Source organism: Mannheimia haemolytica, from assembly GCA_900638155.1.
Taxonomy (GTDB): Bacteria; Pseudomonadota; Gammaproteobacteria; order Enterobacterales; family Pasteurellaceae; genus Mannheimia; species Mannheimia glucosida.
Window position 1 is genome coordinate 514,575 of the sequence record LR134495.1, and the last position, 20,069, is coordinate 534,643.

Annotated in this window: 19 protein-coding genes; 4 read left to right on the forward strand and 15 right to left on the reverse strand. The window is 41.3% G+C overall.

The genetic code is table 11. The features are described 5' to 3' along the window. Nucleotides 1-5: 5 nt before the first annotated feature. Together EL242_RS02720 and EL242_RS02725 are read right to left on the reverse strand one after the other, a co-directional pair. The gene (locus tag EL242_RS02720) at nt 6-635 is read right to left on the reverse strand and encodes a tellurite resistance TerB family protein (RefSeq protein WP_126301396.1); all 630 of its coding nucleotides are present in this window, start codon (nt 633-635) and stop codon (nt 6-8) included. Nucleotides 636-709: 74 nt separating this feature from the next. Further along, complete coding sequence (locus EL242_RS02725) at nt 710-1,171, reverse strand: YchJ family protein (protein ID WP_126301397.1); 462 nt, start codon at nt 1,169-1,171, stop codon at nt 710-712. 452 nt (nt 1,172-1,623) lie between these two features. Here EL242_RS02725 and mnmG point away from each other — a divergent pair, with 452 nt between their 5' ends. Together mnmG and rsmG are read left to right on the forward strand one after the other, a co-directional pair. Further along, entirely contained in the window at nt 1,624-3,516 is a 1,893-nt protein-coding gene (gene mnmG / locus EL242_RS02730) for a tRNA uridine-5-carboxymethylaminomethyl(34) synthesis enzyme MnmG (protein WP_126301398.1), read from the forward strand. Between the two features lie 328 nt (nt 3,517-3,844). Further along, nucleotides 3,845-4,459, forward strand: a complete 615-nt coding sequence (rsmG, locus tag EL242_RS02740) for a 16S rRNA (guanine(527)-N(7))-methyltransferase RsmG (RefSeq protein WP_126301399.1) — start codon at nt 3,845-3,847, stop codon at nt 4,457-4,459. Between the two features lie 137 nt (nt 4,460-4,596). Here the strand turns inward: rsmG and pgtP are convergent, their stop codons facing one another. From pgtP to glpT, 3 genes are all read right to left on the reverse strand, one after another. Beyond that, a complete protein-coding gene (gene pgtP, locus EL242_RS02745) occupies nt 4,597-5,937 on the reverse strand; it encodes a phosphoglycerate transporter protein PgtP (protein ID WP_126301400.1) in 1,341 nt (446 codons plus the stop codon). Between the two features lie 187 nt (nt 5,938-6,124). Beyond that, nucleotides 6,125-7,198 carry a glycerophosphodiester phosphodiesterase gene (gene glpQ / locus EL242_RS02750; protein ID WP_126301401.1) on the reverse strand — a complete coding sequence of 358 codons (1,074 nt, stop codon included), beginning with the start codon at nt 7,196-7,198 and terminating at the stop codon, nt 6,125-6,127. Nucleotides 7,199-7,267: 69 nt separating this feature from the next. Next, nucleotides 7,268-8,713, reverse strand: a complete 1,446-nt coding sequence (gene glpT / locus EL242_RS02755; RefSeq protein WP_126301402.1) for a glycerol-3-phosphate transporter — start codon at nt 8,711-8,713, stop codon at nt 7,268-7,270. A gap of 359 nt (nt 8,714-9,072) precedes the next feature. Here glpT and EL242_RS02760 point away from each other — a divergent pair, with 359 nt between their 5' ends. After that, a complete protein-coding gene (locus EL242_RS02760) occupies nt 9,073-10,668 on the forward strand; it encodes a glycerol-3-phosphate dehydrogenase/oxidase (protein ID WP_126301403.1) in 1,596 nt (531 codons plus the stop codon). An 89-nt stretch (nt 10,669-10,757) separates the two neighbouring features. Here EL242_RS02760 and EL242_RS02765 read toward each other — a convergent pair whose 3' ends face one another. The 9 genes from EL242_RS02765 to yiaK form a co-directional block, all read right to left on the reverse strand. Beyond that, complete coding sequence (locus EL242_RS02765) at nt 10,758-11,048, reverse strand: hypothetical protein (protein WP_232019683.1); 291 nt, start codon at nt 11,046-11,048, stop codon at nt 10,758-10,760. A gap of 1 nt (nt 11,049) precedes the next feature. Next, nucleotides 11,050-11,445: a phage holin family protein gene (locus tag EL242_RS02770; RefSeq protein ID WP_126301405.1), complete on the reverse strand. Its 396-nt coding sequence runs from the start codon at nt 11,443-11,445 to the stop codon at nt 11,050-11,052. Between the two features lie 79 nt (nt 11,446-11,524). After that, nucleotides 11,525-11,836 carry a DUF883 family protein gene (locus EL242_RS02775; RefSeq protein ID WP_126301406.1) on the reverse strand — a complete coding sequence of 104 codons (312 nt, stop codon included), beginning with the start codon at nt 11,834-11,836 and terminating at the stop codon, nt 11,525-11,527. Between the two features lie 209 nt (nt 11,837-12,045). After that, entirely contained in the window at nt 12,046-13,503 is a 1,458-nt protein-coding gene (locus EL242_RS02780; RefSeq protein ID WP_126301407.1) for an FGGY-family carbohydrate kinase, read from the reverse strand. 124 nt (nt 13,504-13,627) lie between these two features. Next, nucleotides 13,628-14,614: a TRAP transporter substrate-binding protein gene (locus tag EL242_RS02785; RefSeq protein ID WP_126301408.1), complete on the reverse strand. Its 987-nt coding sequence runs from the start codon at nt 14,612-14,614 to the stop codon at nt 13,628-13,630. 101 nt (nt 14,615-14,715) lie between these two features. Then, nucleotides 14,716-15,993 carry a TRAP transporter large permease subunit gene (locus EL242_RS02790; protein WP_126301409.1) on the reverse strand — a complete coding sequence of 426 codons (1,278 nt, stop codon included), beginning with the start codon at nt 15,991-15,993 and terminating at the stop codon, nt 14,716-14,718. Continuing rightward, nucleotides 15,994-16,473 (reverse strand): TRAP transporter small permease, encoded by a 480-nt coding sequence (locus tag EL242_RS02795; protein ID WP_126301410.1) that lies wholly within the window; start codon nt 16,471-16,473, stop codon nt 15,994-15,996. Continuing rightward, nucleotides 16,470-16,943, reverse strand: coding sequence for a YhcH/YjgK/YiaL family protein (locus EL242_RS02800; RefSeq protein ID WP_126301411.1), 474 nt, complete (start codon nt 16,941-16,943; stop codon nt 16,470-16,472). Before EL242_RS02800 ends, EL242_RS02795 begins: the two co-directional genes overlap by 4 nt. A 123-nt stretch (nt 16,944-17,066) precedes the next feature. Next, complete coding sequence (yiaK, locus tag EL242_RS02805; protein WP_126302701.1) at nt 17,067-18,065, reverse strand: 3-dehydro-L-gulonate 2-dehydrogenase; 999 nt, start codon at nt 18,063-18,065, stop codon at nt 17,067-17,069. Between the two features lie 160 nt (nt 18,066-18,225). Here yiaK and EL242_RS02810 point away from each other — a divergent pair, with 160 nt between their 5' ends. Then, a complete protein-coding gene (locus EL242_RS02810; RefSeq protein ID WP_232019684.1) occupies nt 18,226-19,059 on the forward strand; it encodes a hypothetical protein in 834 nt (277 codons plus the stop codon). 94 nt (nt 19,060-19,153) lie between these two features. Here the strand turns inward: EL242_RS02810 and EL242_RS02815 are convergent, their stop codons facing one another. Then, nucleotides 19,154-19,792: a MerR family transcriptional regulator gene (locus EL242_RS02815; RefSeq protein ID WP_126301412.1), complete on the reverse strand. Its 639-nt coding sequence runs from the start codon at nt 19,790-19,792 to the stop codon at nt 19,154-19,156. Nucleotides 19,793-20,069: the final 277 nt, after the last annotated feature.

Here is a 20,069-nt window from a genome sequence, read left to right on the forward strand (position 1 = left end):
TAAAATTAGAAACCTGCATCTTTTTCTAATTGTTCAACTAATGCCTCTGCTAACCCTAGAGCTTCAGCTAGATTAGCTAAGAAAACTATTTCTTTGCGTTCTAAATTGGTACATACTGCCCGGGCAGCTAAGTACACTTGAGTAGCCAATGCTTGATCATTACCTACTTGACGGGCAATCTCTTCAACTGTAGCCGGAGTGTTCATTTCTTGACGAATCCACTCAATGACTTCTACATCATCTCCAACTTGAGAAACGATAGCCGCTTTTTCATCTTCAGTAATAAGGCCATCAGCGGCAGCGGCTGCAATCATGGCTTGTAAAATCACTTTACTTGCTACATTTTGATCAACATTCTCAAAACTATTTTGGCTTAACTCTGATGCTGATGCATTTTGTGCTTGGTATTTTTGATATGCCTGATAAGCAAGGCTACCTAAAGCAGCTAAAGAGCCTAATTTAGCTAAGCTCGAACCACCATTGCGTCCAAAAAGCATTGAAATTAAACCAATGGCTGCTGCACCACCACCAATTTTAGCAATTTGATCATTTTTTGAATTACCTTTAATTAATCCGTTTGTAGCGGCATCTTTTGCTGTATCCAACACTTGGCTTAAAATCTTACTGAAATCCATTTTTTGGTTCCTCTTGGTAAGTGAATAAAATCTATTCACTTAGTCCTTACAACGCAAGAAGAGTTCAATTCAAATTAAAGATAATTGCCACAACAATGTTTAAATTTCTTTCCTGAGCCACACACACAAGGTTGTTTTTGATTGGGTAACTGTACCGTTGGGTCAACAAAATACCATTTTTCATTGATGTTCACAAAAAGAGAGCTTTCGTGGTGAACTTGCTTGCCTTCTTCTGTTTCAAAATAGGCTTTAAACTCCACTAAGCTGTGTATTTTCGATAGATTAGGCAGATGTTTGATAATGTCTAAACCCACCCAGTTTGTATTTTCTGCCCATTTTTTCATTGCTGTTTTTTTAAGCAACCCCTGCTGACTAGGTACAGTCGTTTCTACAATGTAAGGAATGTTAACTAAAGTATAAGCACAGTAACGGGAACGCATAAGTTGCTCTGCGGTTTCCGGTATTCTGGCTTTTAAATGAAAAGGTTCACAACATTCGGTATAGTTTTTGCCTGATTGGCAGTAACAAGCGGTCATTTTTACTTACTTTTTTGCATCTCAAATTGGCGTAAAATTTTAGCGTAGAAATAAGAGAAAAGGAATGAGCTCTAAAAAACGTGACACACCCTTTGTGGATAACTTATGAAAAAAGTGTTGCATTTTTTGGGGGTTATTCTGTTTGTAATGTATTTATTTTGCCCTATGTGGATAACTTTAGATTTTATCCACAGGTTAATGGATTGAATTATTGATAGTATTCACCTATTTAAATTTTGCTAACTCATTGTTTTAAAATAAAAAGATCTTTTATCCCCTGTTATTTTAGGATCTAATAAGAGTAAGAATAAAGATCTTTATATAGATCTATATTATATTTAGTGTCGCTTTTAGATCTTAACCTCTCTAAAAATCTATTTCCCAGATGATCCCTTTTTACGCTAAAATATGCGTTTATTTTTCAGCAGAATTTGTAAGATAGTAGAAGAGATATGATTTACAACCAAATTTACGATGTTATCGTGGTCGGCGGTGGTCACGCCGGCACAGAAGCGGCCCTAGCACCGGCACGAATGGGCTTAAAAACCCTGCTTTTAACCCATAATGTAGATACCTTAGGGCAAATGTCGTGTAACCCTGCCATCGGTGGGATCGGCAAAGGCCATCTGGTTAAAGAGATCGATGCGATGGGCGGTTTAATGGCAAAAGCGACTGACGTTGCCGGGATCCAATTCCGCACCCTAAACAGCTCGAAAGGGCCGGCTGTGCGTGCTACTCGAGCACAAGCAGACCGTGTGCTTTACCGCAATGCAGTGCGTACAGTATTAGAAAATCAACCGAATTTAGATATTTTCCAGCAAGAAGTGGTCGATATTTTGGTGGAAAACAACCGTGCAGTGGGTGCAGTCACCAAAATGGGCTTAACGTTTAAAGCCCGTGCGGTAGTTTTAACCGCAGGTACGTTCTTAGCGGGTAAAATACACATTGGATTAGATAACTATGCAGGAGGTCGTGCCGGCGATCCTGCTGCAACAATGTTGGCAGATCGTCTGCGTGATCTTAATTTGCGTGTTGATCGCCTTAAAACCGGCACACCACCTCGCCTCGATGCCCGTACCATCAATTTTGACGTACTTGCCAAACAACATGGTGATGAAGTGTTACCCGTCTTCTCTTTTATGGGCGATGTTTCACAGCACCCACGCCAAATTCCGTGCTACATCACTCATACTAACGATCAAACTCACGATTTAATTCGCAACAGTCTTGATCGCAGCCCGATGTACACCGGTATTATCGAAGGTGTCGGCCCACGTTACTGCCCGTCTATTGAAGATAAAGTAATGCGTTTTGCCGATCGTAACAGCCACCAAATCTACCTTGAACCGGAAGGCTTAAATACGATTGAGGTTTACCCGAACGGGATCTCTACCAGCTTGCCGTTTGATGTGCAAATGGGAATTGTGAACTCAATGAAAGGCTTGGAAAACACCCGTATCATCAAACCGGGCTATGCGATTGAGTACGACTACTTCGACCCGCGTGATTTAAAACCGACCCTTGAAACCAAAGCGATTGATGGCTTATTCTTTGCCGGACAAATTAACGGCACGACCGGTTACGAAGAAGCAGGTGCGCAGGGGTTATTGGCGGGGATTAACGCTGCGTTACAAGTTCAAGGCAAAGAGAGTTGGTATCCAACCCGAGATCAAGCTTACATCGGCGTATTGGTGGACGACCTCTGCACATTAGGCACTAAAGAGCCGTACCGTGTGTTCACTTCCCGTGCCGAATATCGCCTGTTACTGCGTGAAGACAATGCCGATATCCGCCTCACGCCAAAAGCCCACGAACTTGGCTTGATTGATGAAGCTCGTTGGGCAAGATTTAATCAAAAAATGGAAGCTATTGAGCAAGAAAGAGCCCGCTTGAAATCCACTTGGGCACATTTACAAATGCCAAATCTGGATGAACTGAATGCGTTACTCAATAATCCATTGACTCGTGAGGCAAGCGGCGAAGATTTAATCCGTCGTCCGGAAATGAGCTATGAAAAACTGACCCAAATTGCCCCATTTGCCCCGGCGATTGAAGACAAAGAAGCGGCAGAACAGGTGGAAATTGCGATCAAATATCAAGGCTATATTGAACATCAATCGAACGAAATTGAACGCCATAAACGCCACGAAAACACCCTGATTCCGGCAGAGTTTGACTACGACAAAGTCGAAAGCCTCTCCAACGAAGTGCGAGCTAAATTGATGCAACACCGCCCTGTCTCCATCGGGCAGGCAAGCCGCATTTCCGGTATCACACCGGCAGCAATTTCCATTCTTTTGGTTAATTTGAAAAAACAAGGAATGTTGAAACGGGGTGAGTTGTAAATACTACAAGCGGTTGATTTTGCAGAATTTTTTGCAACCTTGACCGCTTGTATTCTTTGGAGAAGGAAATACCCGAACTACCGCCGTATTTTTAATTAGATATCTGCATAACCTCGGTTTTTTGCCGTTCGATCACCAAATGTTTGCCCAACATTCGTGGTATTTCTGCAATGCATTTGTTCATACCAATTATGAAAATCTGCGACAAGGTGTATTTGCGACTACAGATTTAGTGATGTTTCTTGAAAATTTATTGTTTGAAAAAAGTCATTCGTTAAGTAATCGGGCATTGCGTATTAATGAAAATAATGATTAAGGAATTTGCAAAATGTTAGCTAAATTAAACCGCTTGCTTGCTCAAGCAGAAATAAATTTGACCGATCAACAAAAAGAGCAGTTAGTTGGTTTTGTGCGATTATTGGATAAATGGAATAAGGCGTATAACCTCACTTCTGTTCGTAATCCTGATGAAATGTTGGTTAAACACATTTTAGATAGCCTTGTGGTTAGCCGCCATTTACAGGGCGAAACGTTTATTGATGTGGGAACAGGTCCGGGCTTACCGGGGATTCCGCTGGCAATCGCAAATCCGGATAAACAATTTGTATTGCTCGACAGCCTTGGCAAACGGATTAGTTTTATTAAAAACGCGTTGCGTGAGCTTGGGATTAAGAACGTTACCCCGGTGCAAAGTCGAGTGGAAGAATACAGCGAAAGCCAATTTGACGGCGTATTAAGCCGAGCTTTTGCCTCACTTAATGATATGGTGAGCTGGTGCTACCATTTACCGACGGAAAACGGAAAATTTTATGCGTTAAAAGGCGTGTATGACGAGCAGGAAACAGCTGAAATTAAACAGCCTATTCAGTTGGTGGAAGTGATTAAGCTTGAAGTACCTGAGCTGGTTGGGGAGCGGCATTTAGTGGTGTTGAAAAAGCCCTAACAGAAAGCGATATGCAAAAAGTAGAAGCTATTTATAATTGCTTAATTCTCCCAACAGTACATCACTTGTGGATAAATTTATCCAATTCTATAAAAAATGGAACTCTAACCTGAGTTCCATTTTTGTCAATTTTTACTTTAAACATCTAACTGTTTAGAGGTTTTCTTAAACAGGGTTAGCGCAATAAAGCCGAAGGCTAAGAAACAAGAGATGATTAGCGCATAGAAACCGCCGTCCCAGCCGAACATATCAACCAGTTTACCCATCACATAACCTGCACTTGCAGAGCCTAAGAGGTAACCGAATAAGCCGGTTAAACCTGTTGCGGTGCCGGTTGCAACGCGTGGCACTAAATCAGCCGCTTGTAAACCGATCATCATCACCGGGCCGTAGATTAAGAAACCAATCGCTACTAAGCAAATGTTGTCGATTAACGGGTTGCCGGCAGGGTTTTTCCAGTAAACCACAATCGCAATTAATACCCCAACAAGGAATAATAACATCGGTGGCGCACGGTGGCCTTTGAACACTTTGTCGCTTAAATAACCGCTTGCAAGCATACCGAAGATACCGGCATATTCATACAAGAAGTACGCCCAGCTCTGTTTATCTACTGAGAAGTGTTTCACTTCTTTGAGGTAAGTCGGCGCCCAGTCGATAATGCCGTAGCGAATAAAGTACACAAACACGTTCGCAATCGCAATCGCCCAGAGGAATTTGTTGTTTAAAATGTATTTATAGAAAATGTCTTTTGAAGAAAGGGTGTGTGCGGATTCCACTTTTTCAACGATTTTCTCCCCTTTCCATTGATCAACCGGTGGTAAACCTTGTGACTCTGGCGTATCACGCATTAAATAGAACATCACAAATGCCAACACAATTGCAATCAGCGCAGGTAGATAGAACAGTGATTGCCACACACCAAAAATCGACAAGCCTAAAATCGCCAACGGCCCGATTAAACCACCGCCCAAGTTGTGCGATACGTTCCACCAGCTCCACCAAACACCACGTTCAGAGGTCGAGAACCAGTTAGTCATTGTTTTCGCACCCGGTGGATAGCCCATACCTTGGAACCAGCCGTTCAAGGCAGAGAGTAAAATCATCAACGGAATGGAGGCAAGTACGCCCGGTACTAAGCCGAAAATCAGGCTGACAATCGCTGAACCAAGTAAGCCGATAGTGATAAAGTATTTCGGGTTAGAACGGTCGGAAACGTTACCCATAATAAATTTACTGAACCCGTAAGCAAGCGATAACGCTACACCAACTGTCCCTAAATCGGCTTTGGTAAAGCCATATTCATCAATCAAATACGGCATTGCCAACGAGAAGTTTTTACGAATTAAATAATATGCCGCATAGCCGATAAACACGCCTGCAAACACTTGCCAACGCAATTTGCGATACTCTGCATCAACTCTGCTTGATTCCACTTTTTGTTCTGCCGGTGGAGAGGCTTTTAGGAAGGAAAACATCTTACTACTCCTTAACAATGAAATCCTATGCTCAATTTAGCACTTCATTTGGAGTATAAAAAGCAGATTTTTTCAAATTTGTGAGCAAGATCAAAATTTTTTTGAGCGAAATCGAAAAGCGGTTGAATTTCTCCCTTCTTTTGCAAAAAATTTGAGAAAACCAACCGCTTGTCAGGTTAAAAAGAGGCTATTTCTGTTTTTTCAAAAACGCTACACCGGTATCAGGGAAATCGGTAAAGACGCCGGTTGCGCCCGCTTTGTTCAGCAACGCATCGTACATTTCATCAACATTCTGGAAAAAGTCCGGCAGTGCATCTTTACGCACAGTGTATGGGTGAAGTTCCATTTTGTACTTCGCCAACTCTTTCACTAACGGTGTGTAAACAATGTTGCCGACTTTGGATTTTTCTTTATCAACCAACATATACCAACCCGGGCCAACACCATCGGCATATTTGGCGACTTCTGCCATCGCACCGTCTTTGAACATCCAGTCGTAGTCGTAATTGACCCAGTTGCCGTTTTTATCTTTCTCTTCGGTTTCGTGCCAATCGGTGTAGGCAACTAACTGCACCAATTTTACGTCCATTCCCAGTTTCGGCAGTAATTCGGTTTTGATCCGTTTCAGCTCGTTGAAATCGAAGGTTTGTAGATAAATCGGTGAGGTTTTACTGTCGTAGCCGTATTTTTTCAACACTTTTAGGGTTTCCAGTGCAATGTCTTTGCCCTCTTTATGGTGTAACCACGGCGCTTTGATTTCAGGGTAGATCCCGACTTTTTTGCCGGTCGATTTTTCCAACCCTTGAATAAATTCCAGCTCCTCTTCCAAAGTGTGAATGGTGAAATGGGACTGCCACATCGGGAAACGGTTCGGGTAAACCTGTGCCTGCTTGCCGTCTTTCACCTCAAAATTCTCGGTCATTTCTAAACTTTTGATCTCATCAAGCGTGAAATCAATCACATAATAGCGACCGTCTGCACGTTTACGATCAGGGAATTTTTTCGCGACATCAGTTAAGCCGTCTAAAAAGTGGTCGTGGATCACAATCAGGCGGTTATCTTTGGTCATTGCAAGATCTTGCTCTAAATAGTCTGCTTGTTGCCCGAATGCTAAGGCTTTGGATTCCAGCGTATGCTCAGGTAAATAACCGCTTGCACCACGGTGGGCAATCACTAATTTATCTGATTGTTGTGCATAAGCACTCAATGTAATAGTTGACAATGTTAATGCAGCAACCAATGTTTTGAATTTAAATTTCATAGAATTACCTCATATAGTGTAAAAAATAAAAGGAAGAACAAAATGTCCTTCCTTTTGATAAGTTACGTATTATTTACCATAGCGATCTTCTAATTTCGCTTTATGTTTGCCTTCTTCAACCATTACGATGAAGGTTAAGAGAATGGCTAATACACCGCCGCCGATCATTACATAGAAACCGCCGTCCCAACCGAAGGTATCGGCTGCCCAGCCAACAACTGCTGAGGCTGCAACTGTACCGCCTAAGTAACCGAATAAACCAGTGAAACCTGCTGCTGTACCTGCTGCTTTTTTCGGTGCAAGTTCAAGAGCGTGTAAGCCGATCAACATTACCGGACCGTAGATTAAGAAACCGATAGTCGTCATCCAGATGAAGTCCATCAATTGATATGGGTTTTCATACCAAGCGTGACCTGCATATTGTGCAATTTCAGATTCCGGTGTGGCTGGGTTGAGCCAGAACGCAACCACTGCTGCGGTGGTGAGAATCATAAAGATGAAACCAGTTAAACCACGTTTGCCTTTAAACACTTTATCAGATACCCAGCCGCAGAGTAATGTACCCGGAATGGCGGCTAATTCGTAAATGGTGTATGCCCACGCTGTGCCTTTGATGTTGAAGTGTTTCACTTCACCTAAGTAAACCGGAGACCATTTCAATACGCCATAGCGGATTAAGTAAACGAATACGTTCGCAATCGCAATGTACCATAACAATTTGTTTTTAAACACATATTTCACAAAAATTTCTTTAGTAGTTAAATCGTGTTCGTAAGTTTTTTCGTTATAGTCGTCTGGGTAGTCGTTACGCCATTTTTCAACCGGCGGTAAACCGCAAGATTGTGGGGTATCTTTCATTACAAGGTAGATTGGAATAGCTGCGATCATCGCTGCAATACCCGGGAAGTAAAGGGCTTGTTGCCAAATATCTTTCGCTTTCGCCTCAACACCAAACTCGCTGAAATAGAGCGCACTCGCTAATAGCACCATTGCACCCGGCACCATACCACCTAAGTTGTGAGCGGTATTCCAGATAGAAACGATTGTGCCACGTTCAGATTTAGACCACCAGTGAACCATTGTCCGTCCGCACGGTGGCCAGCCCATACCTTGGAACCAACCGTTTAAGAAGATCATCACCCACATTACCAGAATGCTAGATGTTGCCCAAGGCATTAAGCCCATTAGAGTCATACATAAACCGGAAAGTAATAAACCAAACGGTAAGAATACTTTCGGGTTAGAGCGGTCAGACATACCTGCCATCACGAATTTTGATAAACCGTAAGCCAGACCGGCAGCCGTACCAATGACACCAAGATCGGTTTTGGTGTACATACCGGCTTCAATCAAACCTTTTTGTGCTAAGTCGAAGTTAGCACGCACGAAATAGTAAGCGGCGTAGCCGAAGAAAATCCCTGCAAACACTTGCCAACGCAAGAATTTATATCTTGCATCAACTTTGTCCGCCGGAAGTTCCGCAATATGCGGAGCGGGTTTAAATGGACCAAACATAGTATTCTCCAATATTACTTAGTAAAACCTCTGAATAATTCCTTTTTAGGAAATTAGGGAAGCAATAATAAATGAAAATAAAAAATGACAAAGTTATTTTTTATAAAAATGTGATTCATTTCACAAAAAATTTACCTTAAGTTATAAAAAAATGATTGAAAAAGAAAATTAAATATCAGCCTCTCTAGCGATAAAATGTTCTTCCTATGTGAAGAGGAATAGCCATAAAAAGCACAATATAGAAATATTTTGTGACATAGATCTAATTTTTAAACAAATGTCTTTGAAGTCATTTTGTTTTCGTTTATGCTAATTAAGTAATGATTAAATGTTCTAATTCGAGCAAAAGGAGCAAAAAAATGCAAAGACATGAACAGCTAGCTCAAGTGCAACAAACGCAAAAATGGGATTTTATTATTATTGGTGGTGGTGCAAGTGGTTTAGGAATTGCGGTAGATACTGCTTCACGTGGTTATAAAACCTTATTATTAGAAAGCCATGACTTTGCGAAAGGTACATCGAGCCGAAGCACAAAATTAGTCCACGGTGGCGTTCGCTATCTTGCAAATGGCGATGTTGCACTCGTGAGAGAAGCATTGCGTGAACGCGGTCGCTTAGCTAAAAATGCCGCTCACTTATTTAAAAACCAAAGCTTTATTATTCCAAACTACAAATTTAAGGACTGTGTAATGTATCGCGTTGGTTTGGGCTTATACGATATGCTTTCAGGCAACCTGAGTTTAGGAAAGACTGAAAACATCAGTAAAACTGAAGCAAAAAGACGTTTACCAACCTTAAATGATACTGGTTTACGTACAGGCACTGTTTATCAAGATGGGCAATTTGATGATTCACGGCTTGCAGTGAATATGGCACAAACGGTAGTAGAACACGGCGGTACAGTACTAAATCATGCCAAAGTGACTTCATTACACAAGACTGCTCAAGGCAAAATTGATGGTGTGACTTTCTACGATGAACTTAATCAACAAGAATACACTATTTTCGGTACAGCAGTTATTAACGCAACCGGCGTATTTATGAATGATATTTTAAGTATGGATCATGGTAGCACGAAAAAATTTGTCGTACCAAGCCAAGGGATTCACTTAGTATTAGATAAATCATTCTTACCAAGCAATGATGCGTTAATGATTCCAAAAACCTCTGACGGACGAGTGTTATTTGCTGTACCTTGGCACGAAGTGTTAGTAGTAGGGACAACAGATACTCTGATTGAAAATCCTTCTTATGAGCCAATTCCATTGGAACAAGAGGTGAACTTTATTTTAGATACAGCCGCACAATATCTGACAAAAAAACCAACTCGTGATGATGTAAAAGCGGTCTTTGCCGGTCAACGCCCACTTGCGGCACCGGAAAAAGAAGGTCAAAGTACTAAAGAAGTCTCGCGCAGCCATAAAGTTCTCACCGATGCAACCAGCGGTTTAATTACGATCACAGGTGGTAAATGGACAACTTATCGTCAAATGGCGGAAGATACCGTAGAAGAGGCGTTAAAAGTCCACTCTGAACTAGGTAAAAAAACTTGTGTAACCGTCAACTTACCGATTCACGGCAATATTCCAGCAGCGCAAGTGAATCTACAAGATCATCTATATGTATATGGCTCAGATATTCCGCAACTACGTGCGTTAATGGCAGACAACCCAGAATATGCACAAAAACTTCACCCAAGACTCGATTATACCGTTGCAGAAGTGATCTGGGCAGTTCGCCACGAAATGGCATTCACCGTGGAAGATGTACTGGCTCGCCGAGTTCGTCTGCTGTTTACCGATGCAAGAGCTGCAATCGATAGCGCAGCGAAAGTGGCTGCCATTATGGCAAAAGAATTAGGTAAAGATGAAGTATGGCAACAACAGCAAGTAACACAATTCCTTGATGTCGCCAGAAACTACTTATTAGTAGATTATCAGCCACAAGCAATCTAAATTGTGCTAACTAACAAGCGGTTAAAATCGATAAAAATATTGCAATTACGTTATTTGCAACTTTTTAAACCATTTTAACCGCTTGTATATTAGCTATCATCTCTTTTATGTTTCTGTTTCTGTTGTAATAAAAAGAATGCTGTTAACCCCAATACAGAAAAGCTAATTCCTTTCATACTCAATAATCTTTTTACCAAAAAATCTAATGCAATGGTTTTAACTGCCGGTGAATTGACCAGTGCAAGCCCTGTTTGTTTCACTTGTTTAAAAGGCTGCATAATCTCGTTTTTGGTTTTATTGGTTTCCGCTTTAAATCGCATTCTAAGTGCATTACCTTTTAGAATTAGAAGTTCCTTTTCGGTTAATTTAAGCTCTTCCATTTTAATGTTCTCCATTCTGTTTCAAAGTTAAAGCACTCTTAAATGCGGCAATATCTAATTTTAGCTCGGTTAATGTACTTTGCATAAAATGGCGTTGTTTTTTCAAGGCAGAAAGTATCATCACTCCGCAAATAATCACAGCAATAAACATAATAATGGCAATAGAAAAGAATACTTTAACTTTCTGTTCGGGTAACAAATAATTATCTAAACCAAATAATAAACTAACAAAAGAAACTAATAAAAATATAAAAGCCAATAAGATAAATATAAGCACTGAAATTAATTGATTTTTTTGCTCATTAATTTCAATTCTTGCCATCTCACCACGCACTTGAGCTATTTCCAATAATGTAATGAGACTATTTCTAAGTCCGGATTTAATATTATCTAACATTATAACCATTCCTTATATTAAATAATAAGCCACACCATATATGGCGTGGCTTAATGACTTAATGACGAATTACAGATAATTATCTTCTAGAAATTAAAACACCTAATAATAACCCGACCACACCGGCAACTGTAATTGCTTTATACGGATTATCTTGAACTAAGGTATCAGTTTGTTTAACTACAGTTCTTGCACTATCAATGGTATCATCTTTTAATGTTGCAAAACGATCTTTTACATCATCAAACTGTTTTGCTAATTTATCTTTTAACTTTTTATATTCTTCCGTAGAAGAATCAGATGTTTCATTAAATAATTCCTCTGCATTTTTCAAAATATCGCGAATCTCGTTTGTTAACTCTTCACGTTTTGCATCTAAGCTTTTAGCCATAACTGCTCTCCTTATTTAATTAAACGTAATCTATAAAAATAAAACATAATTGATTTATGTTTCATAATTAAAATACAGGCCACATTTAATAATGTCAACCTTTAATTTAAAGATTATTTAATTAAATTCATAAATTAAATAAACAAAAATGCAGTAATTTTTGCAAAAAAGTAACCAGATATTACCGCTTGTAAAGGCACAAATTCAGGTTAAATCATTGTATTTAATGCTTCAGTTAATTTTTGGTAACGCTGATATTTTGTCTGATAAGCCGCATAATTTTCCAGATTTGGCTCAAACACCTGCATTTCATTATTTAGGGCTTGAACTTGGCTTATATCCAGTCCAGCTTCTTGAATTGCCATTAATGCTGCTCCTAAGCAGCCGGTTTCTTCCATTTGTGGCACTTCGAGTCGCATTCCGGTTAAATCCGCCAACATTTGCATCCAAACTTTAGATTTCACCGGCCCACCGGTAACTCGCAACACATCAGCCTTTGGAAAGCGGATAAACATACGGTTTAAATGGGTCATCAAGCTAAACAACACGCCTTCGTAAATTGCCTGCAAGAGATGGGCTTGGGTATGGTGGGCTTGCATACCGTAGAAACCGGCTTGCATTCCTAAGCCTGCATTCGAACCATACAAAAACGGCACAAACAGCACCGAACTTGCCGCTGGCGGTAATTGGGCAACTGCTTGGTTGATTTCTGCATAATCGAGTTTCCACTGCTTCATAAACCACTCTAAATTACCGGAAGAAGTCGGGCTTGCCTCGTGGACGATAAATTTCCCTGCCTCTGCATAACGCCCATAAACAAAAGGTAACTCTTGGCTTGCATCAATATTATCGGTAATGCCGCTCACCACCGACCACGTCCCCAGCACAGCATTGAGTTTGGTTTCATCATCTAAATTAGCACAACGTGCGGTAGAAACCACATCGAATAGACCACCGACAACAGGTGTACCCACCGCTAATCCGGTTAATTTAGCGGCATTTTCCGTTACATATCCTGCAATTTTATTTGGCTCAATCACCGGCGGTAATTTCTCCAACACATCTGACATTCCCAATAAATCGGCTAACTGTTGGTCGTATTCGCCTTTTTCCATATTATAGAAATTGCTTTCGGAAATGTTGGTTTCTTCGCAATGCAGCTCACCGGTTAAGCAAAAACGCAGATAGTCGTGCGACATCAACACCGCCCCGATTTGTGCATAACGCTCAGGTTCATTTTTTTGCACCCATTTCAAAATCGACACAGGGTGTCCTGTCCAAAGAGTTTGGCGGGTAATAGGGTAAAGTTTTTGCGGAATGCCTTCAGCCTGCCACTGTTTAACAATCTCAAGCGAGCGTTGGTCGGAAGATAAAATTGCACGCCCCAACGGTCGATTCTGCTTATCCAGTAAAAACGCCCCTTTGCCTTGGGCGGAAATGCCCACACCTTTGATATCAGAAGGGCTAACACCGCTTTTTTCAATCGTTAGTCGCACTACTTCCGCACACACAGCCCACAGCTGCGACATATTACGCTCGGCATAACCAGCATATTCGCTGATTACCGAAACATTTTCACGATGAAGGGCTTGAATATTACCTTGTGTATCAAAAAGAGCGGCTTTGATAAAAGTCCCGCCACAGTCAATACCGAGAGTGTAGTTCATTTTTATTTTCCTTTAGCAGTTTAAAGGTAACAAGCGGTCTGATTTTGCAAAAAAATTGCAATTTCTTACCGCTTGCCAGATTTATTGACAAGCCCCTACACAAGGGGCTTCGATTAACAATAGATTACTGTGCTAACGCATCTACTTTTTTCAATAATTCATCGCCGTGTTTTTCCACGAAGGCTTTACGGACTTCCGCTTCAATCGCTGCTTTGAACGGGGCGTTATCCACTTGTTCGATCACTTCGATGCCTTGTTTGCGTAATTTTTCGATGATCTCTTTTTCGTTTTTCACGTTGAGATCACGTTGGAATTGACCGGCTTCTTTCGCCGCATCTAATAATGCGGTTTGTAACTCAGGGGCTAAGCCGTCAAATTTTGCTTTGTTCATTACTACGATTAACGGGGTGTAGCCGTGGTTGGTTAAACTTAAATGTTTTTGTACTTCAAACAGTTTTGCTGACCAGAAAATGCCGATTGGGTGTTCTTGTGCATCAACGGCACGAGTTTCTAATGCGGTGTAAAGCTCAGAAAGTGGCATTGGCACCGGGTTGCCGCCTAGCAAGGTGAAGGCTTGAATGTACATCGGGTTTTGGTTGGTGCGGACTTTTAAGCCTTTGATGTCTTCCGGCTTAGTCACCGGGTGTTTTGAGTTAGAGAAGGCACGGAAACCCACGTCCCAGAAGGCTAAGCCTTTTAAGCCTTGAGCCTCTAAATCTTTTAATAAGCCTTGACCGACTTCGCCATCTAATACTTTGTAAACGTGTTCACGATCTTTAAAAATAAACGGAATATCAATCACATTTAATTTTGGCTCTAAGCCGGTGAAGTTTGGTGAGCCAGACATTTCAATGTCAATAGTGCCGCCACGCACGCCGCTGATCATCGTTTGAGCATTACCTAAGGTGCTGTCCGGAAACAGTTTTAATTTAATTTCACCTTTGGTTTTTGCTGCCAATAATTCATCGAATTTTTTGGCGGCGATGTGTTGGGTATCGGAACGTGGGGCTTCATAACCGAAACGTAGCGAGGTTTCTGCCATTGCAGAGCCACTCATGACTGCCACGCCTGCCACTAATGCTGCTAAGGTTTTTAAATTAAATAATTTCATAGGGTTCTCCTGTGATTAAAAATTGAGTTGCAAGCGGTCTGTTTTTTCAAAAATTTTGCAAATTTTTGCGTAAATTCGACCGCTTGTTTACATTCAAATAATTACTGCATCCAGCTTAACGGCACTAACACCAGTGACGGGAAGAACACGAACAACAGTAGTAAACAAATCATCATTAAGAGGTAAGGCATTACGCCCTTAGCCGCTTGGTCGAACGGCAATTTTGACACGCCGGTAATCACGTTGAGTACGTTGCCGACCGGTGGTGTAATCAAGCCGATGGAGGTGTTAAGGATAAACAGCACACCGAAGTAAACTGGGTCAATGCCTGCCTCTTCCACCAACGGCATCAGTACCGGAGTTAAAATCAGCACGGTTGGGGTTAAGTCCATCACCATTCCGATAATAAACACCGCTAACATAATCACCAATAATAGCGTTGTCGGGCTTTCAATTAACGGCTCTAAAAGCTCGGTGAGCATCATCGGCAATTCCGCTACAGTAATCAGCCAGCCGGTTACATTTGCCGCTGCGACTAAGAACATCACCACTGCCGTAGTTTTCGCTGCCGCTAACACGACTTTGTATAAATCTTTGAACTTCATTTCACGGTAAACAAACAGTGAAACAATTAAGGCATAGAAGGTTGCGACCGCACCAGCCTCGGTTGGGGTGAACATTCCCGAGCGGAAACCGCCGATAATGATGACAGGCAACAATAACGCCCAAATACTGTTTTTAAATGAAATGCAAAGTTCTTCTTTGGTTGCTTTGGAGAAGGTCATTAAATCCAAACGTTTTGCCTGCCACCACCAAAGGGCTGCCAAGCAGATCCCCATAATAATGCCCGGGAAAATACCGGCTAGGAACAGTTTGGTAATGGACACGCCACTAGCCACACCAAAGACGATAAACGGAATGCTTGGCGGAATGATTGGGGCGATAATCCCTGCCGTACCGATTAAACCGGCAGAGCGGTCAATCGGATAGCCAGTGGTTTTCATCATCGGCAGTAGCATTGCGGCTACCGCTGCGGTATCCGCAACCGCCGAACCGGAAAGGCTTGCCATAATCATCGCCGCTAAAATTGCTACAAAACCTAAACCGCCTCGTTTATGACCGACTAATTTCATCGGTAGGTCGATAATCCGTTTGGAGAGACCGCCCTCGTTCATAATTTCACCGGCAAGAATGAAGAACGGAATTGCCATCAGCGAGAAACTATCTGCACCGCTCACAATTTGTTGTGCCAAAATTTGGGCATCAAACAGGTCTAAATGTAGCATTAACGCCACACCACACACCAATAGGGCGAAGGCGACCGGAATGCCCAATAAAATCGAGCCAAGCAACACGGAAAGAAAAATTACCACAGTCATCTATTTTTCTCCTTTTGCAATCACGCCAACCGTTGCCACAATGCGGGCAATAATTAACAAGCCGATTAATACCCCTGCCACCGTACTGGCAAGGAAAGTGATGCCTTGCGGTAAGCCTGAAATCGGGGCAAAGTTATTCAGGTTGAGGTTAAATTGAATCCAGCTACCGTCCACAATTAAGTAACAGCAGAACAACATCGCTAAATCGGTTACGATGCTGAGTAAATTTCTGGCAATCGGTGAGAGTTTATCGGTTAGCATAGTAACTCGAACGTGTTGATTTTCGCTAAATGCCAACACTGCCCCTAAAAACGCCAACCAAACAAACATATAGCGAGAGACCTCTTCGGTGACGCTAATGCTGCTGTTAAAACCGTAACGCAGTACCACATTGACGAACACCAAAATCGACATTGCAGATAAAATCACCACAACAATCAGTTCTAACAGTTTGCCGACTAATTGAGCTAAGGCTTTCATAGTTGCTCCTCAATTTCGCTCATCGCAATTTTTACCACCACTTTGCGAATGGTTTCTGTACCGTCAAAAATTGCCGTTCTGTGGCAATCTTCGGGGAAAAATACCGCAAAATTGCCTTCAACACAGCGAAATTCATTTTCGTTGGCAGCCGATTGATAATATTGAATATCCCGCTCAGGGTTGTATTCCACCGCAATCGGATTGGTGCCGTTATCCACCGCCGCAGCCATCATTTCTTTGCCACAATGTAAATACTGCACATCAAGATAATTGCGATGCACTTCCGGCTGAAATTCGTGTTTCGGTTTGGTGTTCAAATCCAACACCTGCACATAAATTTGTCTGCCTTTGAGTTCGTAAACCCCTGCCTCCATCGCATCAAAATCGGTATTTTTCAGATAATTTAATGCTAACTGAATGGCAGGCGGATACTGTTTTAAATTGACTTTGGAAATATGCCCGAAAAACATAATGCCTCCGTTTTGTAAAATTCTGCGGAAAAATGACCGCTTGTAGGGTGGGCGTAAGCCCACGTCATCTTATGATTGTGTCTAATGCGTGGGCTTACGCCCACCCTACCGGTCAATTTGCAATTACAACGCCTGCAATTTCGCCCAAACGGTGTCGTCCACCGGAATGCCGTTGGCTTTGTTATCGGCAAGAATTTGGGTGAACTCGTGGCCCGGTAAACGTACTGCGACATCAGGGTCGGCACGTTCTGCGGTTTTCACGTATTCCATAATGCGGTTGAGTTTTTCGTCTTTAGTTTTGCCGTCAATTAAGCGATCTACTTCAATCGCGATATAGACTTGCGACACGCAATATTCATCGTCTTTATCTTCGGTGACTGCCGCCGTGGATTCACCGTTAGAAAGCAAGGTGGCGATCATATCTAACACAATCGACAAGCCCGAACCTTTCCAGAAGCCCATCGGCATTAAACGGCGGTTTTTCTCGACCGTTGCCGGATCACGGGTCGGGTTGCCGTCATCATCAAAACCGGCATCGACAAAGGTTTGACGACCGGCAAGGCGATGAACTTCCAACATTCCGTATGAGTACATTGAGCAAGACATATCCACCATCGTGATTGGGTTAGTCGGCACGGCAATGATTAGCGGGTTCGTCCCGATACGGCACTCTTTCGCCCCCCAAGGTGGCATTACCGCAAGGGCATTCGTCCAGCAGATCCCGATATAGCCTTTCTCCGCTGCCTGCCAGCCGTAAGAACCGCCACGCATCCAGTGGTTTGCATTACGCAACGCTACCACTCCAATGCCGTTTTGTGAGGCAAGTTCCATCGCTCTGTCCATCATTTTTTTTGCGGTTAAGTTACCGATGGCTTGGTGAGCGTCCCACTGCTCAATCGCCCCCAGTGAAAGCACTTTAGTCGGCACCGCTTCCGGCACAATATCGCCATTTTCTAACTGCTGAATAAAGCGTGGAAAACGGTTTACCCCGTGTGAATAAGCACCCGCTTGGGTGGTGTCGGCAAACACGGTGGCACACTCTTCGGCAATCTCTTCACGCACATTGCGAGCCAACAGAACACGTTTAAATTGAGCTTTTAATTCTTCATAGGAAACTCGAATAGTCATCTTGAATACCTCAATATTTCAAATAGTAAAATCACGTTTCATAAGTTACTCTTAAGACAAATTAAAGTCAATTAAAGGAAAAATATAAAAAACATTTTAAATCAATTGGTTACAAAATTTTTTGTAAATTTGAGAGGTAGATCACACTTTAGAAATGGCAACAAGCGGTCATTTTTTTGCAAAATCTGACCGCTTGTATAATGTAGAGAATAGCTTGCAAGAAAATGGTTCGGCAAGAGAATCTCTCGCATATTCCGCTCGCATTGAAATAGGCTTAAAAACATTCTTAGATAATGGTGGATTCAAAGCTTTTACTGATAATTTTCAAAATCTAAATGGAATAAAACAATTGCCGGGCTTGGCTGTTCAACGTTTAATGGAACAAGGCTACGGATTTGGTGGTGAAGGAGATTGGAAGAGCGCGGCTCTTGTGCGTGCAGTGAAAGTGATGGGGTATGGCTTACCAAACGGTTCTTCCTTTATGGAAGACTACACCTATGATTTAGATGAACAAAACCAAGTGGTATTGGGGGCTCATATGCTTGAAGTTTGTCCATCTATTGCCAAAGAAAAATCAACATTAGCCATTCGACCGCTAGGTATTGGAGGCAAAGCAGATCCTGTTCGCTTAATTTTCAGTAGTAAGGCAGGAAAAGCAGTGAATGCAACAGTTGTAGATATGGGAGACCGTTTTAGAATGGTTGTTGCGGATTTAGAAGCTATCGCCCCTCCAAATCCAATGCCAAATTTACCGGTTGGGCACGCTTTTTGGAAGCTTCAACCCAATTTTGATGTCGGCACTCAAGCATGGATTTTAGCTGGCGGTGCTCATCATAGTGCATTTAGTTTAGATATTGATGCCGATATGCTACGAACTTTTGCTGAATATTTTGGTATTGAGTTTATCCATATCAACCAAAATACCGAGCTACCACAACTTAAAAATGAATTACGCTGGAATGATTTGGCATATAAATTTTCAAAATAATTAAAAAGGAATTGAGTAAGCGGTTATCTTTCCTTAAAAAACTTACACTTTTTGAGCAAAATATAACCGCTTTTTATAATAAGCTACGAAAGCATCATTTTTCCGATTGTTGATAGGTTTTCAAGGTTTCCATATTAAAAAAATAAGGTTTTAATATCAGTAGTATATCGAAAAAATGTTTAAGCTTTTCATCTTGTTGAACGCTATTTGATAGACTTTCTAAGGTTATATTTACCTCAAATTGTGCTAGTTTTTTTGCTACATCAATGTAGGTTTGGAGTAGGTTTAATTCTGTTTCATTACAGCGGCGGATAATCGCTAAAATATCTCTCTCCTTCCAGGTGAAAATTCCTTCGCGTGGGTTTAATAATCCCTTTTCTATATATTCATTAAGCATTTGCTCACTTATTTTAAATTCATTGCATAGCTGCGCTGAGTCAAAGGTTTCATTTCTTTCCCCAAGCATTAATGAGAAGGTATGAATTAGACTTTCATAAGGGTTGTTTTTATCAAAATCAGGTTGTAAAAAAAGAGTCTTTATTTGAGAAATGCTTGCATTGCAATTAGTTTGTAAATATTTGATAAATTCGAGGAGTTTTACATTACTTTCATCATAGAGGTGAAAATTAGGTTTATCTTTATAGGGTTCAGGTAAAATTCCCTCCTTGATGTAATATAGAATAGTAGATTTTGGAGTATTACTAAGCTTGACTAAGTCGTTCATTTTTAGCATGAATTACGTCCTTCTTTTCATTCTTTATTTTATACACAAGTGTAAAGTAAAACTTTATAGTTTTGATTATAAATTTAAACTAAATTGTTTGTTTTTTACAATAGTTTCTTTACTTTTTTGTAAAAAGTAGTCACTTTTTTTTAAAAGTGTGAAGAATGCCTCGTTTTCACAAGTTTTGGGGTTGCAACTCTTAATTTGTGACGTATAATTTATGGCTGATTTTCATTGATTTAACAGTGGTTAATTATTAATCTCATTGAGTGGAAGGTTTACTGCA